This window comes from Billgrantia hypersalina (genome assembly GCF_052584175.1).
The window spans coordinates 70,939-93,909 of record NZ_JBMIQI010000018.1 but is presented as its reverse complement, the minus strand read 5'-3'; the positions used below and the strand labels follow the sequence as shown (position 1 = coordinate 93,909).

The 22,971-nt window shown below is 64.0% G+C and carries 25 protein-coding genes; 18 read left to right on the top strand and 7 right to left on the bottom strand.

Features of this window, described 5'->3' with window-relative positions; genetic code table 11:
- The first annotated feature begins 65 nt into the window (after window positions 1-65).
- Together cls and ACOJCM_RS15115 are read left to right on the top strand one after the other, a co-directional pair.
- The gene (cls, locus tag ACOJCM_RS15120; protein ID WP_445212898.1) at window positions 66-1,484 is read left to right on the top strand and encodes a cardiolipin synthase; all 1,419 of its coding nucleotides are present in this window, start codon (window positions 66-68) and stop codon (window positions 1,482-1,484) included.
- A gap of 122 nt (window positions 1,485-1,606) precedes the next feature.
- Window positions 1,607-2,524: a LysR substrate-binding domain-containing protein gene (locus tag ACOJCM_RS15115; RefSeq protein ID WP_445212897.1), complete on the top strand. Its 918-nt coding sequence runs from the start codon at window positions 1,607-1,609 to the stop codon at window positions 2,522-2,524.
- 148 nt (window positions 2,525-2,672) lie between these two features.
- Here ACOJCM_RS15115 and ACOJCM_RS15110 read toward each other — a convergent pair whose 3' ends face one another.
- Window positions 2,673-3,743, bottom strand: coding sequence for a bifunctional nicotinamide-nucleotide adenylyltransferase/Nudix hydroxylase (locus ACOJCM_RS15110; RefSeq protein ID WP_445212896.1), 1,071 nt, complete (start codon window positions 3,741-3,743; stop codon window positions 2,673-2,675).
- A gap of 181 nt (window positions 3,744-3,924) precedes the next feature.
- On the opposite strand from ACOJCM_RS15110, the gene ACOJCM_RS15105 reads away from it, so the two are divergent.
- The gene (locus ACOJCM_RS15105) at window positions 3,925-4,779 is read left to right on the top strand and encodes a YihY/virulence factor BrkB family protein (RefSeq protein ID WP_445213485.1); all 855 of its coding nucleotides are present in this window, start codon (window positions 3,925-3,927) and stop codon (window positions 4,777-4,779) included.
- A gap of 39 nt (window positions 4,780-4,818) precedes the next feature.
- On the opposite strand, the gene ACOJCM_RS15100 is transcribed toward ACOJCM_RS15105, so the two are convergent.
- Window positions 4,819-5,856 (bottom strand): Glu/Leu/Phe/Val family dehydrogenase, encoded by a 1,038-nt coding sequence (locus ACOJCM_RS15100; protein ID WP_445212895.1) that lies wholly within the window; start codon window positions 5,854-5,856, stop codon window positions 4,819-4,821.
- 248 nt (window positions 5,857-6,104) lie between these two features.
- Between ACOJCM_RS15100 and yccX the strand changes: the two genes are divergently transcribed.
- Window positions 6,105-6,377, top strand: a complete 273-nt coding sequence (gene yccX, locus ACOJCM_RS15095; RefSeq protein WP_445212894.1) for an acylphosphatase — start codon at window positions 6,105-6,107, stop codon at window positions 6,375-6,377.
- Between the two features lie 6 nt (window positions 6,378-6,383).
- On the opposite strand, the gene ACOJCM_RS15090 is transcribed toward yccX, so the two are convergent.
- From ACOJCM_RS15090 to ACOJCM_RS15080, 3 genes are read right to left on the bottom strand one after another with little or no spacing between them, the layout of a single operon-like run.
- Window positions 6,384-7,325 (bottom strand): nucleoside hydrolase, encoded by a 942-nt coding sequence (locus ACOJCM_RS15090; protein ID WP_445212893.1) that lies wholly within the window; start codon window positions 7,323-7,325, stop codon window positions 6,384-6,386.
- A gap of 18 nt (window positions 7,326-7,343) precedes the next feature.
- Window positions 7,344-8,249 (bottom strand): ribokinase, encoded by a 906-nt coding sequence (locus ACOJCM_RS15085; protein ID WP_445212892.1) that lies wholly within the window; start codon window positions 8,247-8,249, stop codon window positions 7,344-7,346.
- Between the two features lies 1 nt (window position 8,250).
- Complete coding sequence (locus ACOJCM_RS15080; protein ID WP_445212891.1) at window positions 8,251-9,198, bottom strand: D-2-hydroxyacid dehydrogenase; 948 nt, start codon at window positions 9,196-9,198, stop codon at window positions 8,251-8,253.
- 153 nt (window positions 9,199-9,351) lie between these two features.
- Between ACOJCM_RS15080 and ACOJCM_RS15075 the strand changes: the two genes are divergently transcribed.
- The 13 genes from ACOJCM_RS15075 to ACOJCM_RS15015 all read left to right on the top strand — a co-directional run bounded on the left by ACOJCM_RS15075 (window position 9,352) and on the right by ACOJCM_RS15015 (window position 20,323).
- Window positions 9,352-9,624, top strand: coding sequence for an FmdB family zinc ribbon protein (locus ACOJCM_RS15075; protein WP_445212890.1), 273 nt, complete (start codon window positions 9,352-9,354; stop codon window positions 9,622-9,624).
- A gap of 54 nt (window positions 9,625-9,678) precedes the next feature.
- The gene (gene aspS, locus ACOJCM_RS15070; RefSeq protein WP_445212889.1) at window positions 9,679-11,457 is read left to right on the top strand and encodes an aspartate--tRNA ligase; all 1,779 of its coding nucleotides are present in this window, start codon (window positions 9,679-9,681) and stop codon (window positions 11,455-11,457) included.
- 118 nt (window positions 11,458-11,575) lie between these two features.
- Complete coding sequence (gene ruvC / locus ACOJCM_RS15065) at window positions 11,576-12,115, top strand: crossover junction endodeoxyribonuclease RuvC (protein ID WP_445212888.1); 540 nt, start codon at window positions 11,576-11,578, stop codon at window positions 12,113-12,115.
- A 135-nt stretch (window positions 12,116-12,250) separates the two neighbouring features.
- Window positions 12,251-12,865 (top strand): Holliday junction branch migration protein RuvA, encoded by a 615-nt coding sequence (gene ruvA, locus ACOJCM_RS15060; RefSeq protein WP_445212887.1) that lies wholly within the window; start codon window positions 12,251-12,253, stop codon window positions 12,863-12,865.
- A gap of 105 nt (window positions 12,866-12,970) precedes the next feature.
- Window positions 12,971-14,008, top strand: coding sequence for a Holliday junction branch migration DNA helicase RuvB (gene ruvB, locus ACOJCM_RS15055; protein ID WP_445212886.1), 1,038 nt, complete (start codon window positions 12,971-12,973; stop codon window positions 14,006-14,008).
- Window positions 14,005-14,400, top strand: a complete 396-nt coding sequence (gene ybgC / locus ACOJCM_RS15050; protein WP_445212885.1) for a tol-pal system-associated acyl-CoA thioesterase — start codon at window positions 14,005-14,007, stop codon at window positions 14,398-14,400. Before ruvB ends, ybgC begins: the two co-directional genes overlap by 4 nt.
- Before the next feature lie 34 nt (window positions 14,401-14,434).
- Entirely contained in the window at window positions 14,435-15,112 is a 678-nt protein-coding gene (tolQ, locus tag ACOJCM_RS15045) for a protein TolQ (protein WP_445212884.1), read from the top strand.
- An 11-nt stretch (window positions 15,113-15,123) separates the two neighbouring features.
- Window positions 15,124-15,561 carry a protein TolR gene (gene tolR, locus ACOJCM_RS15040; protein ID WP_445212883.1) on the top strand — a complete coding sequence of 146 codons (438 nt, stop codon included), beginning with the start codon at window positions 15,124-15,126 and terminating at the stop codon, window positions 15,559-15,561.
- Window positions 15,562-15,592: 31 nt separating this feature from the next.
- Entirely contained in the window at window positions 15,593-16,855 is a 1,263-nt protein-coding gene (tolA, locus tag ACOJCM_RS15035) for a cell envelope integrity protein TolA (RefSeq protein WP_445212882.1), read from the top strand.
- A complete protein-coding gene (tolB, locus tag ACOJCM_RS15030; protein WP_445212881.1) occupies window positions 16,855-18,150 on the top strand; it encodes a Tol-Pal system beta propeller repeat protein TolB in 1,296 nt (431 codons plus the stop codon). Before tolA ends, tolB begins: the two co-directional genes overlap by 1 nt.
- 37 nt (window positions 18,151-18,187) lie before the next feature.
- Window positions 18,188-18,727 (top strand): peptidoglycan-associated lipoprotein Pal, encoded by a 540-nt coding sequence (pal, locus tag ACOJCM_RS15025; RefSeq protein ID WP_445212880.1) that lies wholly within the window; start codon window positions 18,188-18,190, stop codon window positions 18,725-18,727.
- A gap of 36 nt (window positions 18,728-18,763) precedes the next feature.
- A complete protein-coding gene (gene ybgF, locus ACOJCM_RS15020) occupies window positions 18,764-19,537 on the top strand; it encodes a tol-pal system protein YbgF (RefSeq protein ID WP_445212879.1) in 774 nt (257 codons plus the stop codon).
- Between the two features lie 27 nt (window positions 19,538-19,564).
- The gene (locus ACOJCM_RS15015) at window positions 19,565-20,323 is read left to right on the top strand and encodes a YciK family oxidoreductase (protein WP_445212878.1); all 759 of its coding nucleotides are present in this window, start codon (window positions 19,565-19,567) and stop codon (window positions 20,321-20,323) included.
- Between the two features lie 212 nt (window positions 20,324-20,535).
- On the opposite strand, the gene ACOJCM_RS15010 is transcribed toward ACOJCM_RS15015, so the two are convergent.
- A complete protein-coding gene (locus tag ACOJCM_RS15010) occupies window positions 20,536-21,195 on the bottom strand; it encodes an HAD-IA family hydrolase (protein WP_445212877.1) in 660 nt (219 codons plus the stop codon).
- Window positions 21,192-21,911 carry a bifunctional 2-polyprenyl-6-hydroxyphenol methylase/3-demethylubiquinol 3-O-methyltransferase UbiG gene (gene ubiG, locus ACOJCM_RS15005; protein ID WP_445212876.1) on the bottom strand — a complete coding sequence of 240 codons (720 nt, stop codon included), beginning with the start codon at window positions 21,909-21,911 and terminating at the stop codon, window positions 21,192-21,194. The genes ACOJCM_RS15010 and ubiG overlap by 4 nt, the downstream gene beginning before the upstream one ends.
- Before the next feature lie 167 nt (window positions 21,912-22,078).
- On the opposite strand from ubiG, the gene galU reads away from it, so the two are divergent.
- On the top strand, window positions 22,079-22,969 hold the full coding sequence (gene galU / locus ACOJCM_RS15000) for a UTP--glucose-1-phosphate uridylyltransferase GalU (protein ID WP_445212875.1): 891 nt from the start codon (window positions 22,079-22,081) through the stop codon (window positions 22,967-22,969).
- Window positions 22,970-22,971 lie beyond the last annotated feature (2 nt).

The following is a 22,971-nucleotide window of genomic DNA, read 5'->3' as shown; positions in this document are numbered from 1 at the left end:
GCCAACTGGCGGGGCTAGTGTCGTCTGGAGTATGCTGCAGCCTGCTGTTTTTTCAGGGAGTGATCATGGCTTCCGGGCTGATTGGACTGGCAATCTTCGTGGTGCACCTGCTGGGCTTTCTCTCGGCGGTCCTGGCGCTGCTCTCCAGCCGTACCTCGCAGGGGGCCGTGGCCTGGATCATCTCCCTGGTGACCTTTCCCTATCTCGCCGTCCCGGCCTACTGGATCTTCGGCAGGCCGCGCTTCTATGGTTACGTGTCGGCCCGCGGCGAGCGCGATACCTTGCTGCGGCGCATTCTGGCGCGCTACCGCCCGCGCCTGGAGCCCTTCCTGGCCGACGCACGCAACCCCGACGTTCGCGCCGTGGAGCAGCTCGCCATGATGCCCTTGACCAGCGGCAATCAGGCCGAGCTGCTGATCGACGGTAAGGAAACCTTCGACAGTCTCTTCTCCGGCATCGACAGTGCCCGCGAGTACCTCCTGGTGCAATTCTTCATCGTGCGGCACGACGCCTTGGGTCACCGTCTCAAGGAGCATCTCGTGCGAGCGGCGGCGCGCGGTGTGCGGGTCTATTTTCTCTACGATGAAATAGGCAGCCGCAAGCTCTCCGAAGGCTATCTGCGCGAACTGGCCCAGGGTGGCGTCGAGGTCAGTCCGTTTCGCTCCTCGCGAGGCTTCAAGCACCGGTTCCAGCTCAACTTCCGCAACCATCGCAAGATACTCGTCGTGGATGGCGGCGAAGGTTGGCTCGGTGGCTTCAATGTCGGCGTCGAATACCTGGGGCAGCATCCTCGTCACGGCCCTTGGCGCGATACCCATCTTAAGCTCACCGGACCCAGCGTGTTGGGATTGCAGGAGGCGTTCTGGGAGGATTGGCACTGGGCGACCGGCGAAGTCATCAATCTGCGCTGGGAGCCGCGGATCACCTGCGAGGAGTGCCAGAACGTCGTCATCGTGCCCTCGGGTCCAGCGGATCGGCAGGAAACCGCGAGCCTGCTGGTCCAGCATGCCATCCATAGCGCTCACGAGCGGCTATGGGTCACGAGCCCTTACTTCGTTCCGGATCAGGGCGTGCAGGATGCCCTGCGCCTGGCCGCCATGCGCGGAGTCGATGTGCGCATCATGATGCCGGAACATCCCGATCACCTCTTGATCTATCTTTCGGCCTTTTCCTTTCTACCCGACATGGTACGGGCAGGGGTCAAGGTCTATCGTTACCAGCCGGGTTTTTTGCACCAGAAAGTCATCCTGATCGACGACAGCGCAGCACTGGTTGGCACCGTGAACCTGGATAATCGCTCGTTCCGTCTCAATTTCGAGATCACCGCCTTCGTTCCCGATCGGCGTTTTGCCGCGGAAGTCCGCCTGATGCTCGATCGCGATTTCTCAGTCTGTCGTCGCATCAGCTATGACGAGTTGCAGCGCCGGCCGCTGTGGCGCAAGCTCGTGTCCCGCGCCGCCTACCTGACCGCGCCGATCCAGTAAGTCATGAAGTTTCTTGGGTTTGTTCTGCACCTGAGGTAAATTAGGCGATGCCTCAGCAAGGCCCTCAGACACTGTCTGAACCGTCCTAACTTGATTCGCGATCGCTGTCAGCGGGAGTCCCGGTGAACCTCGAGACAAAGTGGCTGGAAGATTTCGTGGCCCTGGCCAACACCCGTAGCTTTTCCGCCTCCGCTCGGCAGCGCCATGTCACCCAGCCGGCATTCAGCCGTCGCATACGCGCCCTCGAGCAAGCGGTGGGCGTGACTCTCGTCGACCGCTCCACTACCCCCATCAACCTGACGCCGGAAGGGCAGCTGTTCCTGGTCACGGCGCGCAACCTGGTGGAGCAGCTCAACGAGTGCCTGGGCCACCTGCGCGGCGTCTCCATGGCCCGCGAGGCGCTGGACATCGTCGCCGCCCATTCCCTGGCGCTGAGCTTCTATCCCGAATGGATCTCAAGATTGCAGGAGGGGTTGGGCGAGCTGCCGACGCGTCTCGTGGCCATGAACGTGGGCGAGGCGATTCACGTGCTGCGTGAAGGCAACTGCGACTTGATGCTGGCCTACCATGACCCCTACGCGACGATGCAGCTCGACGCCGAGGTTTTTCCTTCGTTCTCCATCGGCCAGGTCAAGATGTTGCCGGTGAGCCTGCCCGACGCCAAGGGCAAGCCACGTTTCAGCCTCGAGAGCAAGGAGACGATTCCCTACCTCGCCTATACCCAGGGCGCCTTCCTTGGTCGCAGCGTACGCATGCTGCTCAAGAACGACCCGCTGCGTCTGCGCCTGCGCACCGTCTACGAGACGGCCATGGCGGAAGGCCTCAAGGGCATGGTGCTGCAGGGCGTAGGCCTGGCCTGGATTCCGGATTTTTGCGTCCGCGAAGAGCTGAAGAGTGGCCGACTGGTGCGGGCCGGCGGCGAGAAGTGGGACGTGCCGCTGGAGATTCGCCTCTACCGTTGTTCGCTGGTACACAAGCCAGGTGTCGAGAAGCTCTGGCGGCAGATGATGAAGCTGCCTCGCGACTTCTTGCAGGCTTAGAAAATCACTCCACGGCTGGCTGCGCCGCCCAATCGCTACGTTACGCGGTGCTCGAAGGCGTCACTTATCCCCTATGCTCCACCTCGTGCGCTCCGGGCGCCTTGCGCTTGGGCCGCTCGCCGACCCGTGAAGCACTTATTGTTTCCCGCTATATCCCGCCGAAGTCCGCCGGCAGGCCGAGGAAATTCTGGATGATGAAGAAGTGGTCCTCGAACAGGCTGTCGGGTTCGAGTTCGGCCAATGGTACCCAGCGGGCATGGTCGCCGCCCTTGACCGGCTTGAGTTGAGGCAATTGCTGATCGGGGCGCAGGGCGAAATAGAAGGCTTCGGCCAGGGTGCGGCCTCGCCAGCTGCGGTGGGGCTCGTCGAACAGGCGCTGGCCACGCAGCGAGCCCTTGAGTACCGGCTCGGGAACCTTGAGCCGGACCCGTTCGCGCAGCTCGCGAAGGCAGGCGTCGAGCAGGCGCTCATGAGGGTTGATGAAGCCACCGGGCAATGCCAGCAAGCCCTTGCCGGGAGCCGCGGTTCGGCGTACCAGCAGTACATGGCCGGATTGAACCACTACGGCATTGACCGTGACGAAGATCGGTGGGTAGGGCGCCTTGGCCCAGGCCTGCCGATACTGCTCGAGTAGCTTCTGCTCTTCCGTCAGCTGCAGGTGGGCATCACTGCCGGCGAAGCGACGCAGCGCCTCGCAAACGCCGGGTGGCAGGTCATGGGTCGCGCCGGTACTGAGGTAATCCTCGGTGGAGGAGAGGGAGTGGAACAGCCTGTCGCGGATCTGGCTGGCCGAAATTCCATCGACCAGCGGCACGCTGACCGACTCCCATTGCGGAAACAACGACAGGTAATAGCTTGACTGGCCGCGACTGGCTCCGATGAGTCCGATACGAGGCAGGCGAGCGTGATGATGCCCGGCAATGTCGCGCACTTTGCGCTGCACGTCGCGAACCCAGACATCGTTGTTGTATAGCGCATCGAGCAGCGGCACTATCTCCAGCCGTGCGTTCTCCTCCTCATCGAAGCAGCCGCGCAGCATTTCCTGGCGTTCGGCGAAGCGCCAGGGGTTACGCAGGGAGCGCGCCTGCCAGGCCGAGCCCACAAGGACGATTACCTGGCGCGCATGGCGCAAGGCGTCGTTGATTACTGCCAGATGCCCCAGGTGAGGGGGCTGGAAACGTCCGATGAAGACGAGACAGTCAAATTCATGATCGCTCATCGGGCATCCTTCGCTGTGGCTGGGTGGCCTATTATGGGCGTGGGGGTGCAGGGCTGCAATGAAGGCCGCTGGCCGACAGAAGCATGCCGATTGGGTATGCTTCAGGGAAGGTGCCATTTGCCAAGGAGGAGCCGTGCACAGTCTCTCGTTCAAGTTCTGGTGGAAGACGGCTCAGGATGCAATGAACCTGTGGTTGGAGCGCAATGCCTTTAGCTACGCCGGTTCGCTGGCTTTCTATACGCTTTTTTCGCTCGCACCCACCGTCATCATTGCCGTTGCCGTGATCGGCGTGGTATTCGGCGCGGATGCGGCTCAGGGGCAGATCGTCGAGCGCCTCGAAGGCACCCTGGGCGTGGAGGCGGCGCGAGCCATCGAGCAGGCCGTCGCGCAGTCGCGTATCGAAGAGTCGGGCATCGTGCCGACGTTATTCGGGTTCGGCGGTCTCCTCATAGGAGCCACGACGGTTTTCGCTCAGATGCAGTATTCGCTGAACATGATCTGGGGCGTGACCGCAAAGCCCAGCCGCAACAGTATTCTGTTATTTCTCAAGCAGCGTTTGCTGTCGCTCACGGTGGTACTTGCCATTGGCTTCATCCTGCTCGTTTCGCTGTTGGTCGGCGTGATGGTGCGGGCGATGCTTCGGGCCATCGGCGATGCCATGCCGCTGATGGGCACTCTGACCGCCGGGGCCGAATTCTTCATCTCTCTGGCCGTGATCACGGCGCTCTTCGCCACCATCTTCAAGGTTCTGCCCGATGTCGTGCTGGGCTGGCGAGACGTGTTGCTGGGGGCAGTCGTCACTGCGCTACTGTTCACCCTCGGGCGCAGCGCGATCGCCTCCTACCTGGCCTATACCGCCACGGCATCGACCTATGGGGCCGCCGGCTCGGTAGTCATGATCCTGCTGTGGGTCTACTACAGCTCATTGATCCTGCTGTTCGGCGCCGCCTTTACCCGCAGCTATCTGCTCGCGCAGGGTCGGAAGGTCGTACCGCGCAATAGCGCCGTCGTCGTCAGGCGTGAACTGATCACCTGAGAGTTGGTGCCGGGCAGCGCTTGCCCGGCACGAGAACGCCTAGCCGGCGAGACGCTCGCAGGCCAATTGATCGGCTACTTGCGCCGGGTTTGCCTCTTGTATCCTGGCTCGCGTGAGAATCTCGTCGACGGTGCCGGCGATCCGCTCCACGTGACTCATTACCGCAGCGCGATCGTACGATTCGTGCCGCTGGGCCTCGACATCGATGACACCACCTGCATTGGCGACGTAGTCGGGTACGTAGAGAATGCCTCGTGCGTGCAATCGGGCAGCGACCTCGGGTGTGGCCAACTGATTGTTGGCGGCGCCACAGACCACTTTTGCCTTCAGGCTCTCCGCTACGGCTGGGGTCAGTACCGCGCCCATGGCGCAGGGAGCGAAGACATCGACATCTGTCGTGAAGATTTCCTCGGGCGCGATGCTCTGTGCATCCAGTTCGTCGCTGAGCATGCCCAGGTGATCGCGATCGATGTCGGTCAGTAGCAGTTTCGCTCCCGCGGCGTGCAGTTCGCGAGCCAGATGCGCACCGACATGACCGACTCCCTGGATCGCTACCCGCAGTTCCTGCAGGTCGTCACGGCCGAAGCGATGACGCACGGCACTCTGCAGCGCGCAGAACACGCCGTGGGCCGTGAAGGGTGAGGGATCGCCCGAATCGTGGCCTCGACCCAGTCCGCTGACGTGACGCGTTTCCCGGCGAATGTAGCGCATGTCCTCCTCGCCGCTGCCGGCGTCCTCGGCAGTGATGTAACGCCCCCCGAGCGACTCCACCAGCCTGCCCATTGCCTGCAGCATCGCAGGTGTCTTGTCGCGGCGGGGATCGGCCATGATCACCGCCTTGCCGCCGCCGAGCGGAAGGTCGGCCAGTGCCGACTTGAATGTCATGCCCCGAGAGAGGCGCAGCACGTCGGTCAAGGCGTCCTCTTCGCTGGCATAGGGATAGATGCGCAGGCCGCCCAGGGCGGGGCCACGGCGTGTGTCGTGAATGGCAATGATGGCGCGCAATCCGCTGCCCTCATCGCAGCCGAAGACGATCTGCTGGTGGTGGTCGAACTCGGGGTGATCGAAGACCCGCATGGCGTTATCTCCCTCGTGAGGATGTGTTGTTATCTATCGGGGCCGGAAGGCAGTGGATATACGGCCTTCCTCGGCGCGGTCATTGCTTGTGGCGACGCCGCGTTCCTATTATCAAGACTAGAACATTGGCACTGACGACTGGAACCGTTTCGAGAGCCTCGAGCGTTGATTCCCGCTTTCTTCGGGACTTGACGGAACGGCGGGAAGCGCTCAAAGGCGGCTCATGAACATCAGAATGAGGAGGAAGGATGAGTAAACGTTGTGTGAAGGGCGTGGTCGCCGGCAAGGTTCAGGGGGTGTGGTATCGCCGCGCGGTACAGGAGCAGGCGCTCCAGCATGGCCTGACCGGCTACGCCAAGAACCTCCCGGACGGCCAGGTGGAGGTGCTGCTGTGCGGCAATGGCGAAGCGGTCAACCAGGTGGCCAGCTGGCTGTGGCAGGGTCCACCGAATGCCCGGGTCACGCACGTCGAGCTGGAATCCATCGAGTGCCGCGACCCGGACAATTTCGTCTGCCTCTAGCCCGACTCAGCTCAGGGTGTCGGCGATCCATTCCACTACTGCCTCGCCGTCCACCTCGAGACAGACTTCGGCGAGAGGCGACTGCGACCAGCGCTCCTGGATGAAACCGCGCCCCTCGGGGGCGAAGACGGTCTGCCCCTCCGCCATGCCGTCGGTGACGACCGAAAGATGCCCCGGCGCGGTGGTGAACAGCTCCGGGCGCAGCAGCCAGGCGAGGGCGCAGCTGTCGTGGGGGCAGCAGCCGTCAATGCCGAGGAACTCGCGATAGAAGTCGCGGTAGAAGGCGTAGCTCCCGGCCAGCACCTTGCCCAGTTCGCCCTGGCCCGCCTCGATGCGCTGCATGTGCGCCTGGCTCAGCACGCAGCGGTGGGTGACGTCCAGTCCCACCAAGGTCAATGGCCAGCCTGCTGTCAGGGCGCGCTGGGCGGCATGAGGGTCGTTGAACATGTTGGCTTCGGCTACAGGTGTCACATTGCCACCCTCGCGGATCGAGCCGCCCATGATCACCACACGCTTGACCTTCTCGGTTAGCGTCGGGTCGAGTTGTAGCGCGGCGGCCAGATTACCCACCGGCCCGACGGCCACCAGGGTCACTTCGCCGGGCCGTTCGTTGATCGTGTCGACGATGAACTGCGCAGCGCTGCGCGGGTCCGGCTTTCCCTTCACTTCGGGCAGCTCGATATTGCCCAGGCCGTTGGCACCATGGATATGGGCAGGTGCCGGATGGCGTGGCTTGACCACAGGCCCGGCGGCGCCCTGGGCGACAGGAATGTCGCGGCCTGCCAACTCGCTCAGCAGCAGGGCGTTGTGGGTGGCGGTCTCGACATCGACATTGCCGTAGGTCGTGGTCAGCCCAAGCAGCTCGATCTCGGGGTGACGCAGGGCGATGGCAATGGCCTGGGCGTCGTCGACGCCGGGATCGGTATCGAAGATGATGGGATGCGACACGTTGCCTCCTTGTGGGTGTCAGGCGTGAGAGTGACTGGCGAGGTACTGCTCGACCTCGTCGCGCGGCGGGATACTGTCGGCGGCACCGGGGCGCTGAACGCTCAACGCCGCGGCATGGGCGGCGAATGCCAGGCAGTCGGGAACGGCTCGCTCTTCTTGCAGCGCAGCGAGGAAATAGCCGATGAAGGTATCCCCGGCTGCGGTGGTATCCACCGGCTCGACCGGCAGGGCGGGCTGGTAGTGTCGCGCCTCGCCCCTTTGGTACCAGGCGCCTTCGCTGCCCAGGGTCAGCACCGTCGCGGTGTGCGGCAGTCGCGCGTGCAGGCCCTCCAGCAGTACCGGGGTATCGCTCTCTTCAGGCAGGCCGGTCAGCCAGGCGGCCTCGCCGCGGTTGACGAACAGCAGCCCGCAGGCCTCGAGCGGCAAGTCGAGCACCGTATCGCTCATGGGGGCGGGGTTGAAGGCGATGGCGAGACCTTGTCGGCGAGCGCATTCGATCAGCTCGGGCAGGGCATTGCATTCGTTCTGTACCAGCAGCCAGTCGCCGTGCCGGGCCGCCTGGCAGAGGGCGTTGCGATGCTGCCGGGAAAAACCGTGATTGGCGCCGGGGTGCAAGATGATAGTGTTTTCGCCATGGTCGTCGACCTGGATGATGGCGTGTCCGCTGGGCTCGTCGACCAGCTCGACGTGAGTGACATCGACACCGGCGCGGGCCAGACGGTCGCGGACCCATCCGTCCTGGCGGCCGAGTCGTCCCCAGTGACACACCTGTCCCCCTGCCAGTGCCATGGCCAGCGATTGGTTGGCACCCTTGCCGCCTAGGCCGACGTAATAGCTGTGGCTGGCCAGCGTCTCACCGGCATGGACCAGGTGAGGAACCCGGTAGCAGTGGTCGAGGTTGATCGAACCCAGGTTGTGCAGCATGTCATTCTCCTCTCTGCTGCGACTTCCAGTGACTCAAGTTGTCGCGAGTCAGGGTCACGATGCGTTGGCGCGCTTCGGGGGTGATCCAGGCATTGTGTGGCGTCACGATCAGGTTCAGCGGCTCGGACAAAGCATCCAGCAGGGGATGGCCGTTTCGTGGCGGTTCCACTGGTAGCACGTCAACGCCGAGGCCGCCCAGCCGCCCTTCACGCAGCGCTTCGAGTGCCGCCTCCTCGTCGAGGATGCCGCCTCGGGCGCAGTTGATCAGCAGGGCGCCGGGCTTGAGTCGCCTGAGCAGGTCGGCGTCGATCAGGTGGCGTGTCGCTTCGGTGAGCGGGCAATGCAGGCTGATGACGTCGGCCGTGGAAGCCAGCTCGGCAATGCCGGGACGGCTGTCGCTGGCCTCGTTGCCAGGCCGAGCAGCGAAGGTGATACGCATACCGAAGGCCTCGGCCAGGGTGCCGACATGCCGGCCAAGTTCGCCTTGGCCGACAATGACCAGGTGCTTGCCTTCGAGCTGCAAGGTGCCGTGATCCATCAGACAGAAGAAGGGACTCTCGTTCCATCGGCCGGCCGCCACGTCGCGCTGATAGAGCGGCAGGCGGTTGGCCAGGGCCAGCATCATCATCAGGGTGTGCTGGGCCACGCTGGCGGTGCCGTAGGCGGTGACGTTGCGCACGGCGATGCCCAGGCGCTCGGCGGTGGCCATGTCGATATTGTTGGTGCCCGTCGCGAGCACGCAGATCAGCCTGAGCTCGGGTAGTGCCTCGAGGGTGGGGGCATCGAGCACGACCTTGTTGACGATGGCCGCCTCGGCGCCGGCCAGTCGAGCCCTGCTCTGCTCTGTGGTGCTGACCTGGTGTACCTCGAGCGTGTCGACCTGTTCGCGGATGGGCGCGAGGTCGACGTCAGGGCCCAGGCTGGCGGCATCGAGTATCACGGCTTTCATGCTGGATTCCTTGTGTTGGTTCGCCTCGGCAAGGCTGGGACAGGTCTTGCCAGGCACGTTATACTATCGGGCTTTTACGGCAGGCTTGGAAAGTGCGCCGCTCGACCCTATATCGCCGTTGGTTGCGCTGTCGAATCAGGAGTGAATTGAACCATGCCCATCTATGAATATCAGTGCAAGGCCTGCGGCCACCGTCTGGAGAAGCTCCAGAAGCTCAGCGCCGCTCCCCTGACCGACTGCCCCGCCTGCGAAGCGCCTGCGCTCGGTCGCCTGGTCTCCGCCGCGGGCTTCCGTCTGGCCGGGGGCGGCTGGTACGAGACCGACTTTAAGTCCGGCAGCAAGAAGAACCTTGCCGGTGATACAGGCAGCAGTGGTGGCGAAGGCAAGGAGAGCAAGGCGCCGGCGAAGGACGGCGCCGCGGCCTGACCGTGACCCATTCCGATCATTTCACAGACAACGCTTAACGAAACAGGATACGACATGCGCAGCCATTATTGCGGCCAGCTCAACGAGACCCTGGTGGACCAGACGGTCACCCTGTGCGGCTGGGTTCATCGCCGCCGTGACCACGGAGGGGTGATTTTCCTCGACATGCGCGATCGCGACGGTATCGCCCAGGTCGTGGTCGACCCCGATACCGCCGAGGCTTTCGCCACTGCCGACCGTGCTCGCAGCGAGTACGTGCTGCGCATCTCGGGCCGCGTCCGCCTGCGCCCCGAAGGCACCCAGAACGCCAAGATGCCCACCGGCATGGTCGAAGTGCTGGCCAAGGATGTGGAAGTGCTGAACACGGCGGCTACGCCGCCGTTCCAGCTCGACGAGCACGGCAAGGTCGGCGAAGAGGTGCGCCTCAAGCATCGCTACATCGACCTGCGCCGCCCCGAGATGATCGAGAAGCTGCGTCTGCGCTCGCGCATCTCGCATCATGTGCGCGCCTTTCTCGAGGGTCAGGGCTTCCTCGACATCGAGACGCCGATCCTGACCCGTGCGACCCCCGAGGGTGCCCGCGACTACCTGGTGCCGAGCCGCACCCATCCGGGCAGCTTCTTCGCCCTGCCGCAGTCGCCACAGCTCTTCAAGCAGTTGCTGATGGTGGCCGGCTTCGATCGCTACTACCAGATCGCCAAGTGTTTCCGCGACGAGGACCTGCGCGCCGACCGTCAGCCGGAGTTCACCCAGATCGACATCGAAGCCTCCTTCGTCGAGGAGGAGGACATCATGGGTGTCACCGAAACCATGATACGCGAGCTGTTCCAGGACGTGCTCGATGTCGAGTTGCCCGAATTCCCGCGCATGACCTGGGCCGACGCCATGGATCGCTACGGCTCCGACAAGCCTGACCTGCGCATCCCGCTGATGCTGGTCGACGTCGACGACCTCATGAAGCAGGTCGATTTCCAGGTCTTTTCCGGCCCGGCCAATGCCGCAGACGGTCGCGTGGCGGCCCTCAAGGTGCCGGGTGGAGCCAGCATGTCGCGCAAGGTGATCGACGACTATACCAAGTTCGTCGGGATATACGGTGCCAAGGGCCTGGCCTGGATCAAGGTCAACGAACGTGACAAGGGGCTCGAGGGCCTGCAGTCGCCGATCGTCAAGTTCATGGAGAACGTGATAGAGGAGCTGCTCGACCGCATCGGCGCCGAGGACGGTGACATCGTATTCTTCGGTGCCGACAAGACCCACGTCGTCAATGAAGCCCTTGGTGCGCTGCGGGTCAAGCTGGGCGAGGACCTCAACCTCTATACCCGCGACTGGGCGCCTTTGTGGGTGGTCGACTTTCCCATGTTCGAAACCGATGACAACGGTCGCCTGAGCCCGCTGCACCATCCGTTCACCTCGCCCTCGTGCACCCCCGAGGAGCTCAAGGCCGAGCCGGCTGCGGCACTCTCGCGTGCCTACGATATGGTGCTCAACGGCACCGAGCTGGGCGGCGGTTCGATCCGTATCTATGACCAGCAGATGCAGAGTACCGTGTTCGAGATTCTCGGCATCGGCGAGGAGGAGGCCCGCGAGAAGTTCGGCTTCCTGCTCGATGCCCTGCACTACGGTGCACCGCCGCATGGCGGCCTGGCGTTCGGCCTCGATCGCCTGGTCATGTTGATGGCGGGTTCGCGCACCATTCGTGAAGTGATCGCTTTCCCCAAGACCCAGAGCGCGGCCTGTCTGATGACCGATGCCCCGGGCGAAGTGAGCGGCGAGCAGTTGCGCGAACTCAACATTCGCCTGCGCCAGAAGGCCAAGGTGGAAGGGCAGGAGTGAGCACGACAGCCTGCGGTACGATGTACGAAACCGGCGCCCGTGTGGCGCCGGTTTTACGACGGTTCCAAGGATGCCCTGTCATGCCTGTGCTTGTTTCCCCTGCGCTGAAGCGCGTGCCATGCTGATCCTCGGCATCGACCCCGGTTCGCGCATTACCGGCTACGGCGTGCTCGACGTCTCCACGCCCACCCCAAGGTACGTAGCCAGCGGTTGCCTTCGTCTGCAGGACGTCGACTTGCCGCAGCGATTGGCTCGCATCTACGCCGGCATCACCGAGCTGATCGCCTTGCATCGCCCGGGGGAGTTGGCTATCGAGCAGGTATTCATGTCGAAGAACCCCGATTCGGCACTCAAGCTCGGCCAGGCGCGCGGCGCGGCGATCGTTTGCGCCGCCAACCACGGTTTGCCGGTGAACGAATACGGCCCGCGCCAGATCAAGCAGGCGGTGGCGGGTAACGGCGGGGCGAGCAAGACCCAGGTGCAGCACATGGTCGTCGCCATCCTGGGGCTCGACGGCACCCCCCAGGCCGACGCCGCCGATGCGTTGGCCATCGCGCTGACTCATGCCCATGCGCGGCTCGGCCTGCTCAATCAAGGCAGTTTCGGTGGCCATCGTTCCCGTCGTCGCGGTGGCTCCTGGCGCGATTTTCAGCCCTGAAAACGCCTGGGTACGTTCGCTGAGTTATTGTCGAACACCGTTTACTCTGGGCTGGTCAGTCGCTTGAGCGACCAGTATAGTGGCGCCAGGAAGGCCTTGCGCCTAGGACGGATACGGATCGGATAGCGAAGCCCCATGATCGGACGCCTGCGTGGTACCCTGCTCGACAAACAACCGCCCTGGCTGGTCGTGGACGTGGCCGGTGTCGGTTATGAACTCGAGGCCTCGATGACCACCTTGGTGGCTCTGCCGGCGGTAGGAGAGAGCGTGTCGCTGTTCACGCATCTGACCGTGCGCGAAGACGCCCACCTGTTGTTCGGCTTCGCCCGCGAGCAGGAGCGTGCCCTGTTTCGTGCTCTCATTCGTGTCAACGGCATCGGTCCCAAGCTGGCCCTGGCAATCCTCTCTGGTATGGACGAGACGGCCTTCATCCGTTGCGTGATGGAGGATGACGTCAAGGCGTTGACCCGGCTGCCCGGCGTCGGGAAGAAGACTGCCGAGCGTCTGGTCATCGAGATGCGGGACCGCTTCCCTCATTGGGAACACCCGGGTACGACCGACCTGGCCGATGCCATGGCGTCACCCAGCGAGGAGAGGAGGCACCAGGATCCGCTGGCCGACGCCGAAGCTGCACTGGTCAGCCTCGGCTACAAGCCCACTGAGGCCGCGAAAATGCTATCCGGGCTCGATGCGGCGCTGTCGACCGAGGCCCTGATAAAGGCCGCCCTGACCAAGCGCATGGCTGGCTAGGGCGCGACATGGCGCGCAACGCCTTGCCTTGGGCCCCAAGGGTCCTCCTTAACGGTCTAGAGGGATCGCTATTCAGTATGTTCATGAGCGCCACGAGTGTTCGACATGATGCAGAATGACCGCTTGATCGCCGCCGACGAGCGTGACGGCGAGAGCCGCGTCGACCATGCGATCCGGCCCAAGCGGCTAGCCGATTACATCGGCCAGCCAAGGGTGCGCGAGCAGTTGGAGATCTTCATCACCGCTGCCCGAGGGCGCGACGAGAGCCTCGATCACACCCTGGTATTCGGCCCACCCGGGCTGGGCAAGACCACGCTCGCGAACATCATTGCCGCCGAGATGGGCGTCGGACTCAAATCCACTTCGGGTCCGGTACTCGAGCGTGCCGGCGATCTCGCCGCCATGCTGACCAACCTGCAGCCCGGCGACGTACTGTTCATCGACGAGATCCACCGTCTGTCGCCCGTCGTCGAAGAGATCCTCTACCCGGCGATGGAGGACTTCCAGCTCGATATCGTCATTGGCGAGGGGCCGGCCGCACGCTCCATCAAGCTCGACCTGCCGCCATTCACTCTGGTCGGCGCGACCACGCGCGCTGGGCTTCTGACTTCACCGCTGCGCGATCGCTTCGGTATCGTGCAGCGACTGGAATTCTACGACATCGGCGAGCTGACCGAGATCGTGGCGCGATCGGCCAGGCTGCTCGGCGTCCAGGCTGACCGTGAAGGCGCCCGTGAAGTGGCGCGCCGTTCGCGGGGGACGCCGCGCATCGCCAACCGCTTGCTGCGGCGGGTACGCGATTTCGCCCAGGTGCGGGGCAACGGTCTGGTGGATGCGGCGGTGGCCGACCAGGCGCTGAACATGCTGCATGTCGACCATCATGGCCTGGACCACATGGACCGCCGCCTGCTGCTGGCCATGATCGAAAAGTTCGACGGTGGTCCGGTCGGTATCGATTCGCTGGCCGCGGCGATCGGTGAGGAGCGCGATACCATAGAAGACGTCATCGAGCCCTACCTGATTCAGCAGGGTCTGATGATGCGCACCGCTCGTGGCCGGGTAGTCACGCGGCAGGCTTGGCTGCATTTCGACCTGGTGCCGCACGAGCGGGCCGAGGATGCGGGGGGCGAGGTGCGCCAGTGACCGATTTCGTTTTGCCGCTGCGTGTCTACATCGAGGATACCGATGCCGGCGGCATCGTGTATTACGTCAACTACCTCAAATACATGGAGCGGGCTCGCAGCGACTGGCTGCGCCAGCATGGCATCACCCAGCGTGAGCTTCTCGAAAGCGGCATCCAGTTCGTGGTTCATCGCCTGGAGTGTCGCTATGCCAAGCCTGCCCGCCTCGATGACGAGCTCTCGGTGACCGCGACCGTTGAAGCGAGCGGACGCTGCAGGCTGCGTTTTCACCAGACGGTGAACCGCAGCGGGGAATCCCTTTGTGAGGCGACGGTCGACATCGCCTGTCTGGATGCCGTTCGTCTCAAACCTACACCGTGGCCGCCGGCTCTCGCCGCGGTTCTCAACGCTTAATTGCAGATCAGCGAGGATGCCCGTGAACGACTCCATGTCAATACCCCACCTGATCATGAGCGCCAGCACCGTGGTGCAGCTGGTCATGCTGATTCTGATAATCGGCTCGATACTCTCCTGGGTGGTGATTTTCCAGCGGACTTTCGTGATGCGCCGTGCACGTCGCGCTCACCAGGCGTTCGAGGAGCGGTTCTGGTCCGGAGTCGACCTCAACGAACTGTATCGCGAAACGCCCTCCGAGCAGGAAACGCAAGGGGCCGAGCACGTCTTTCGTGCCGGATTTCGTGAATTCAATCGGCTGCTGCCCAAGACCAAGAGCGCCGATGCCATTCTCGACGGCGTTCAACGCAGCATGCGGGTAGCCTGGTCACGCGAAGAAGAGCGTCTGACCCTGCATCTCGTTTTCCTCGCCACGGTCGCCTCGGCGAGCCCTTATATCGGCCTGTTCGGCACCGTATGGGGCATCATGGGATCGTTCCAGTCGCTCTCCATGGCCCAGCAGGCCACGCTCGCCACCGTGGCCCCGTGGATCGCGGAAGCCCTGATCGCCACCGCCATGGGCCTGTTCGCGGCCATTCCCGCCGTCATTTTCTACAACCGCCTGTCGTCCGAGTCCGATCGACTGCTGGGCAAGTACGAAGACTTCGCCGAGGAGTTCCACTCGATCCTGCACCGTAACCTGCAGGGCCGCAGCGAAGCCGGCGCCGCCTGAGGAGTCGCGTCATGCATGGACCGTTCAATCGCGGCGGACGCCGCAAGCCGATGGGGGAGATCAACGTCGTTCCCTTCATCGACGTCATGCTCGTGCTGCTGGTCATCTTCATGATCACCGCGCCGATGCTGACCCAGGGAGTGCAGGTCGAACTGCCCCAGGTCACCTCCGAGCCGATCGACTCCCAGGAGGACCGCGACCCCATCATCGTGTCGGTGGATCGCGAAGGAGGGTACTACCTGTCGGTTGGTGGCGAAGAGATGTCCGTGGACCTGGAGGAGCTTGGCGATCGGGTGCTGATCCTGCTCGAGCGCCAGCCTGGCACGCCGGTCATGGTACGCGGCGACAGATTCGTGCCCTACGGCGAGATCGTGACCCTGATGAGCACGCTTCAGGTGTCGGGTGTTGCCAACGTCGGGCTGATTTCCGAGCCGCCACCGCGTGATTAAGAGCCCCTGGATCAGGAAACTAGGAGACGTGATGGCCCGACGTCAGCGCGCCCCCTCTCGCACCGAAGGCAGGCCGGTCGGCTATGCTGTGCCCACTCTGCTTGCCATCGGCCTGCACGTGCTGGTGGTGGTGCTCAGCGTGATCAGCTTGCCCCAGCGCCACCCGGACGAACCCGAATCGACCTCCATCGTTCAGGCGACGCTGGTCAGCACCGAGACCACCACGGATCAGGCCCAGCGGGCCGAAGAGGCTCGGGCACGCGCCGAGGCGCGACAGGCTGAGGAGCAGGCCCGTGAACAGGAAGAGGCGCGGCAGGCCGAGGCTGAGGAGCAGGCACGCGCGGAGGCCGAGCAGCAAGCCGATGAAGAGCGTGCCCGTGAAGCGGAGCGACAGCAGGCGGCTCGTGAAGAGGAGGCTCGACGGCTGCAGGAAGCCAGGGAAACCGCCGAGGCGGAAGCACAGCGCCGTGCCGAGGAGGCCGAGCGGCTGGCCCGCCAGCGCGAAGAGCAGGAGGCGGAGCGACAGCGTCAGCAGGAAGCGGCGGAAGAGGCTGAGCGTCAGCGTCAGCAAGAGGCTCAACGCCGTGCCGAAGAAGAGGCCAGGCGACAGCAGGAAGCCGAGGAGCAACGCCAGCGCGAAGCCGAAGAGCAGCGCCGCCGCGAAGCGGAAGCCGAGCGCCAGCGCGAGGCCGAGGAGCAGCGCCGTCAGGAAGAAGAGGCCCAGCGCCAGCGCGAAGCCGAGGAGCAGCGCCGTCAGGAAGAAGAGGCCCAGCGCCAGCGCGAGGCCGAGGAACAGCGCCGCCAGGAAGAGGAAGCCCAGCGCCAGCGCGAGGCCGAGGAGCAGCGTCGCCGCGAAGAAGAAGCCCAGCGCCAGCGTGAGGCCGAGGAGCAGCGCCGCCGCGAAGAGGAAGCGCGGCGTGCAGCCGAGGCTGCCTCCCAGGGGCTCGATCGCGCCATCGAGGGCGAGTCGGATGCCGTGGCCAATGCCCGGCAGGCCCAGGAAGCCGCCAACAGCTTCATCAACCTGGTCCGCCGAGCAGTCGAGCAAGCCTGGGTAATCCCCCCCGGGGCGAGCGGGGGCCTGGCGGCCACCGTTCAGGTCCAACTGGGTCCCTCGGGTGAGTTGTTTGGCGCTACCATTAGCCAGAGTAGCGGTGACAGCAGTTTCGATCGCTCCGCGATTCAGGCAGTGGAAGCCGCCGCACCGTTTAGCGAACTGCGCCAGTTGCCGCCAGCGGCGCAACGTGATTTCCGCCAGTTCAATCTGCGATTCACACCGGGAGATGTACGCTGATGAAAGCCCTGATGACGACCTGGCTCTGTGCCGCGCTGCTGATGTTCGGCGCGCTCGCTCATGCCCAGGGAGACCTGACCATCGAAATCACCCGAGGCAGCGATCGGGCCACCCCCATTGCCGTTGTGCCTTTTTCGGCCGATGGAGGTGACTTGCCCGAGGACGTTGCCCAGATCATCAGTGACGATCTGCAGCGCAGCGGTTTCTTCGAGCCGCTGTCGCGCGATGCCATGTATGATCGGCCCCGTTCCGGCGACGAGGTGCGCTATGGCCAGTGGAGTGCGCTCGACGTGCGTTACCTGGTCGTGGGCCAGGTCAGCCGTGCGGACGATGGCTACCGCATTCGCTACGAGCTGATGGATGTCAGCGGCGAGCGCCGCATGATCGGAGAGAACGTCAGCGCCGGCAGCAGCGAGCTGCGCGGCGGTGCACATTACATCAGCGACCAGATTTTCGAGGCCATCACGGGCATTCGCGGTGCCTTCTCGACTCGTATCGCCTACGTCACCGCCCAAGGGAGCGGGGAAGACATGCAGTTCGCGCTCTACGTCGCCGACGCCGACGGTCATAACAGCCAACAGGTGCTGAGCTCGCGCCAGCCGATCCTGTCGCCTGCATGGTCACCGGATGGCCGCAAGCTGGCCTACGTCTCCTTCGAGACCGATCGACCGGCGATCTACGTCCAGGAAGTCGGCACCGGGCAGCGGGCGCGCATCGCCTCCTTCGATGGCATCAACGGTGCCCCGAGCTGGTCGCCCGATGGCCGTCGCCTGGCCATGACCTTGTCCAAGGATGGGCAGCCCGATATCTACGTGATGGACGTCGGCTCGCGCAATCTCGAACGCATCACCAATAACTCCAGTATCGATACCGAGCCTGACTGGTCGCCTGATGGCGGCAGTCTACTGTTCACCTCGGATCGTAGCGGCGGACCGCAGCTCTACCGCTACAGCTTCGGCAGTGGCCAGACCGAACGGTTGACCTTTACCGGCAACTACAACGCCCGTGGTCGCTTCTCTCCGGATGGAGAGGCGCTGTTCATGATCCATCGCGGCAACAACGGCTTCCAGGTGGCTAGGCAGGACCTGGACTCCGGTCGCCTGGTGGTACTCACCGACTCTCGTTTGGATGAATCGCCTAGTGTTGCACCCAACGGGACCATGGTAATCTTCGCCACCCAGCAGGGTAACAGCGGGGTGTTGGGGGCCGTGTCGGCCGATGGACGAGCGTCCTACCGGTTGCCTTCGGCACAGGGTGACGTGCGGGAACCCGCATGGTCACCGTTCTTGAACTAATGGTACGTGTCATTCAAGTCCTTTGAGGAGTTTGACGATGCAATTCAAGTCACATGCCAGGATGCTGGCGATCGCCCTGTCTCTGGCACTGGTTGCGGGTTGTTCCAGCACCGGAGGAAGCCGTGACGGGTCCATGGATGGCACAACCAATGGCGGGGCCGGCACTGGCACCGGCGCGGCCGGCTCTGGCCAGGTCAGTGGCTCAGGCGTCAGCGGCGATCGCGCCGGACAACAGGCGGACGGCCGCATCCCGGAAGTGCGCACCATCTATTTCGACTACGATCGGGATACCATCCGCTCCGAGTTCGAATCGGTATTGGCGGCTCATGCCCGCTACCTGCGTTCCAACAACAGCGCTCGTGTCGTGCTGCAGGGCCATACCGACGAGCGCGGCACCCGCGAGTACAACATGGCGCTGGGAGAGCGTCGCGCCAACGCCGTGAAGCGTTTCCTCGAAGTGCAGGGCGTTTCCCCGTCGAAGCTCGAAGTGGTCAGCTATGGTGAAGAGCGTCCGGCACAGCGTGGCAGCGGGGAAGAGTCTCATGCCCAGAACCGCCGCGTGGTGTTTGCCTACTGAGCCAACGGGCGCCCTCGCGCGCCGATGGAGTGACGAATGCGACACAGTCTGAAAAGGCTGTGCGGCGCGGGAGCCCTGGTGCTCCCGCTGTCCGTGATGAGCCTTGTCGAAGCCCAGCAGCGCCCGATCGTGGAGGACCGCACCGCTCAACCGCGAGGCGGATTCCTCGATCAGGCCGAAGTTCAGCAGGAAGCGGGTGGCAGTCTGGTTCTCTACAACCAGCTGCAGGAGCACCAGCAGGAGATTCAGCAACTGCGAGGTCAGATCGAGGAGTTGCGTCACCAGCTCGAGCAGCTGCGCAACCAGACCCGTCAGCAGTACATGGACCTCGACGAGCGCCTGATGGCCGGCAGCGCCGGTATCGAAGCCAACCCACAGGTTGACGAGGAGGCCGCGCGTCAGGTGGCGGAGACCCCTTCGCCGAGCGGAAACAGCCCCGATGCCCAAGCCGCTTACCAAGCTGCCTTCGCCAAGGTGCAGGCGCGCCAGTTCGACGAAGCGATTGCGGCTTTCGAAGCCTTCGTGCAGGACTACCCGGACACCAGCCTGACGGCTAACGGCTATTACTGGTTAGGTGAGCTGCATTCGGCAGAAGCCAACCTGGAGCGGGCGGAAACCGCCTTTCGTGAAGTCATCGACAATTATTCCCAGAGCAGCAAGGTACCCGACGCCCTCTACAAGCTTGGCTTGATCAAGGCTCGCCAGGGCGACATCGAAGAAAGCCGTGCTTTGCTCGAGCGTGTGCGTGACGACTACTCCGACAGCAGTGCTGCCGGGCTTGCCAACGACTTCCTGCGCCAGTCCCTGTAGCGGACTGGCCCCGCTCAAGGAGCCACGATGACCTGCAAGATCGACTATGCGGCGCCTGCCGACCTGCTGTCCGATCGCATCATACTCGTCACGGGAGCGGGCGACGGTATCGGCAGGGCGGCTGCCCTGGCCTTCGCTCGCCATGGCGCAACCGTGATCCTGCTGGGCCGCACCATTGCCAAGCTGGAAAAGGTCTACGACGAGATCGAAGCAGCGGGCGGGCCCCAGCCGGCCATTTTCCCGCTCAACTTCGAGGGGGCTACGCTCAAGGACTACCATGACATGGCCGAAACCCTGGACAAGGAGTTCGGGCGTCTTGATGGGCTCCTGCACAATGCAGGGCTGCTGGGTCGTATCACGCCGTTCGAGCAATACAACCCGGCGCTGTGGGATCAGGTCATGCAGGTCAACATCAACGGCCCCACCTGGATGACCCAGGCCCTATTGCCGCTATTGCAGGCCTCGCCCGACGCTTCGGTCGTCTTCACCTCCTCCAGCGTCGGGCGCAAGGGGCGGGCCTTCTGGGGCGCCTATGCCGTTTCCAAGTTCGCTACCGAAGGCTTCATGGAAGTGCTGGCAGACGAGGTGGAGCACCTGGGTACCCTGCGCGTCAACTCGCTCAACCCCGGTGCCACCCGTACGGCGATGCGCGCGCATGCCTACCCGGGGGAGGACGCGATGACCTTGCGAACCCCAGAAGAGATCATGCCCACCTACCTGTGGCTGATGGGGCCGGACAGCCGGGGGCATAACGGTGAGCGCTTCGACGCCCAGCCGCCCAAGTAAGCAAATGGCTGCGCGGGCGAATCGCTGCGCTATAGCCGCCATCCCTGGCGGCTACCCTTCGGGCCAGCCTTCGGCTGTTCCAATTCGCTCCCGGCGAATTGGTGCCCGAATGCTCGCATTCCTCACGTATAACCCCATACGCTCGGGTTGCAGTGCTCCGGGCGTCTGGCGCTTCATCCCGCTCGCCTATTTGCGCTAGCCTGCCTGGGATATCAGGCAGGCAGCAGCGCCTCCACTAGCGACTCGCAGGTTTCGAACCAGAGGTCTGCCGGCCACGCCCGGTAGTCCTCTCCCTCCTCGATATAGCCGTAACCCACGGCGACGGCCACCATGCCGGCCGCACGGGCCGCCTGCATGTCACGCAAGTGATCGCCGATGTACCAGCACTGCGAGGGTGCGACCGCCAGACGATCGGCCGCCGCCCATAGCGGTTCGGGCGACGGTTTCCTGAGCGGCAGGTCATCGGCACAGAGCAGGGCACCCGGTGCCAGCCCCAGCGCATCGATCAGAGGCGCGGCGTAGGCCCGCGGCTTGTTGGTCACGATCCCCCAGGGGCGGCTCTCCGCTTCCCACCTGGCCAGCAGGCGATCGAAATGAGGGAACAGGCAACTCTCCTCGGCCAACGACCGGCCATAGGCGTCGAGCAGAAACTGCCGCGCCTCGTCGTGGCCCTCTTCTGCCTTGTCGATTCCAAGTGCCAGCACAACCAGGGCGCTGCCGCCATTGGAGACCTGGGCGCGGATCGTAGGGTAGGGCAGTGGTTCGAGGCCATGATGTACGCGCAAGGCGTTGGTGGCCCGTGCCAGGTCTGGTGCGGTATCGACCAGCGTGCCGTCGAGGTCGAACAGCAGTGCTTGCGGCACGTGCGTCATGCCGGCTCCCGACGGCAATGCATCATGTAATTGACCGAGACGTCGCTCGTCGAGAGGCGATAGCGTCGCATCAGCGGGTTATAGGTGAGGCCGTTCTGCTCGCGCACCGCAATCCCGTGCTCGCGACACCAGCCGGCCAGCTCGGAGGGGCGAATGAACTTGCGGTACTCGTGGGTGCCTCGAGGCAACAGCTGCAACAGGTACTCGGCGCCGACGATGGCCAGCGCATAGGCCTTGGGGTTGCGGTTGATGGTCGAGAAGAACAGGTGCCCGCCGGGTTTGACCAGCATAGCGCAGGCCCGGACCACCGAACCGGGGTCGGGTACGTGTTCGAGCATCTCCATGCAGGTCACGACGTCGAATTCCCCCGGATGTTCGTCGGCCATGGCTTCGGCGCTGGCCTGGCGATACTCGATCTCGACGCCGCTCTCCCGTGCATGCAGACGCGCCACGGCAAGCGGTGCCTCGCCCATGTCGACGCCGGTCACGCTTGCGCCGCGGTGAGCCATTGCCTCGGCCAGGATGCCGCCGCCGCAACCCACGTCGATGACCTTGCGTCCGGCGAGGCCGCAGCGGGCGTCGATGAAGTCCAGGCGCAGCGGATTGATATCGTGCAATGGCTTGAACTCGCTATGGGGGTCCCACCAGCGGCTGGCCAAGGCCTCGAATTTGGCGATTTCGCCCTGGTCGACGTTATGGTGGAGGGTTGCGCTCATCTTCTCTCTCCGTGTCAATTGGTCCGGCACCCTGGCAACATTCTTTACCTTCGGTATCATGCGCTATTGTACCCGTAGCTGCCCGGGCTTTCCCATGAGGGAATCAAGGACCGGCCCGGGGAGTGACATTCACTGACCCTGATGATCAACCGACAAGGATGGCACCCATGATTCGCAAGGCTGTATTGCCCGTCGCTGGTTTTGGTACTCGTTGCTTACCGGCGTCCAAGGCAATTCCCAAGGAAATGATCACTATCGTCGACCGCCCCGTGATCCAGTATGTGGTCAACGAGGCGGTTGAGGCCGGCATCCGCGACATCGTGCTGGTGACCCATGCCAGCAAGAGCGCCATCGAAAACCATTTCGACACTCACTACGAACTCGAATCCACCCTCGAGGCCAAGAACAAGCAGGAGCTGCTCGACGAGCTGCGCGCCATCGTACCCCCCGACGTCAACATCATCAGCGTGCGTCAACATGAGCCGCTGGGACTGGGGCATGCGGTGCTTTGCGCCCGCCCCGTCATTGGTGACAACGAGCCGTTTGCGGTGCTGCTCCCCGATGTGCTGGTAGATGACGAGGGCCTCGAGCGCAACGACCTGGCCGGCATGATCGATACCTACGAGGAGACGGGGCGCCCGCAGCTGATGGTCGAGGACGTGCCCTGGGAGAACGTGCACAAGTACGGCATCGTGAAACCCGAAGGCGAGCCGCCGGCCGCCGGCAAGTCCTGCCCCCTGGCCGGCGTTATCGAGAAGCCAGCCCGCGAGGATGCCCCCTCCAACCTGGCGGTGATAGGCCGCTACGTGCTGCCGGGCAACATCTTCCCGCTGCTGGCCGAAACGCCACCGGGCGCCGGTAACGAGATCCAGCTCACCGACGCCATCGAGACCCTGCGCCAGCGCGACGGTGTCGATGCCTGGCGCATGCGCGGCAAGACGTACGACTGCGGGCACCAGTTGGGCTATCTCGAAGCCACTCTGGTCTACGGCCGTCGTCACCCCCGCTTCGGCGAGGGTTTTCGCGAGCTGCTCACCCGCTATAGCCAGGCGGAGTAAAC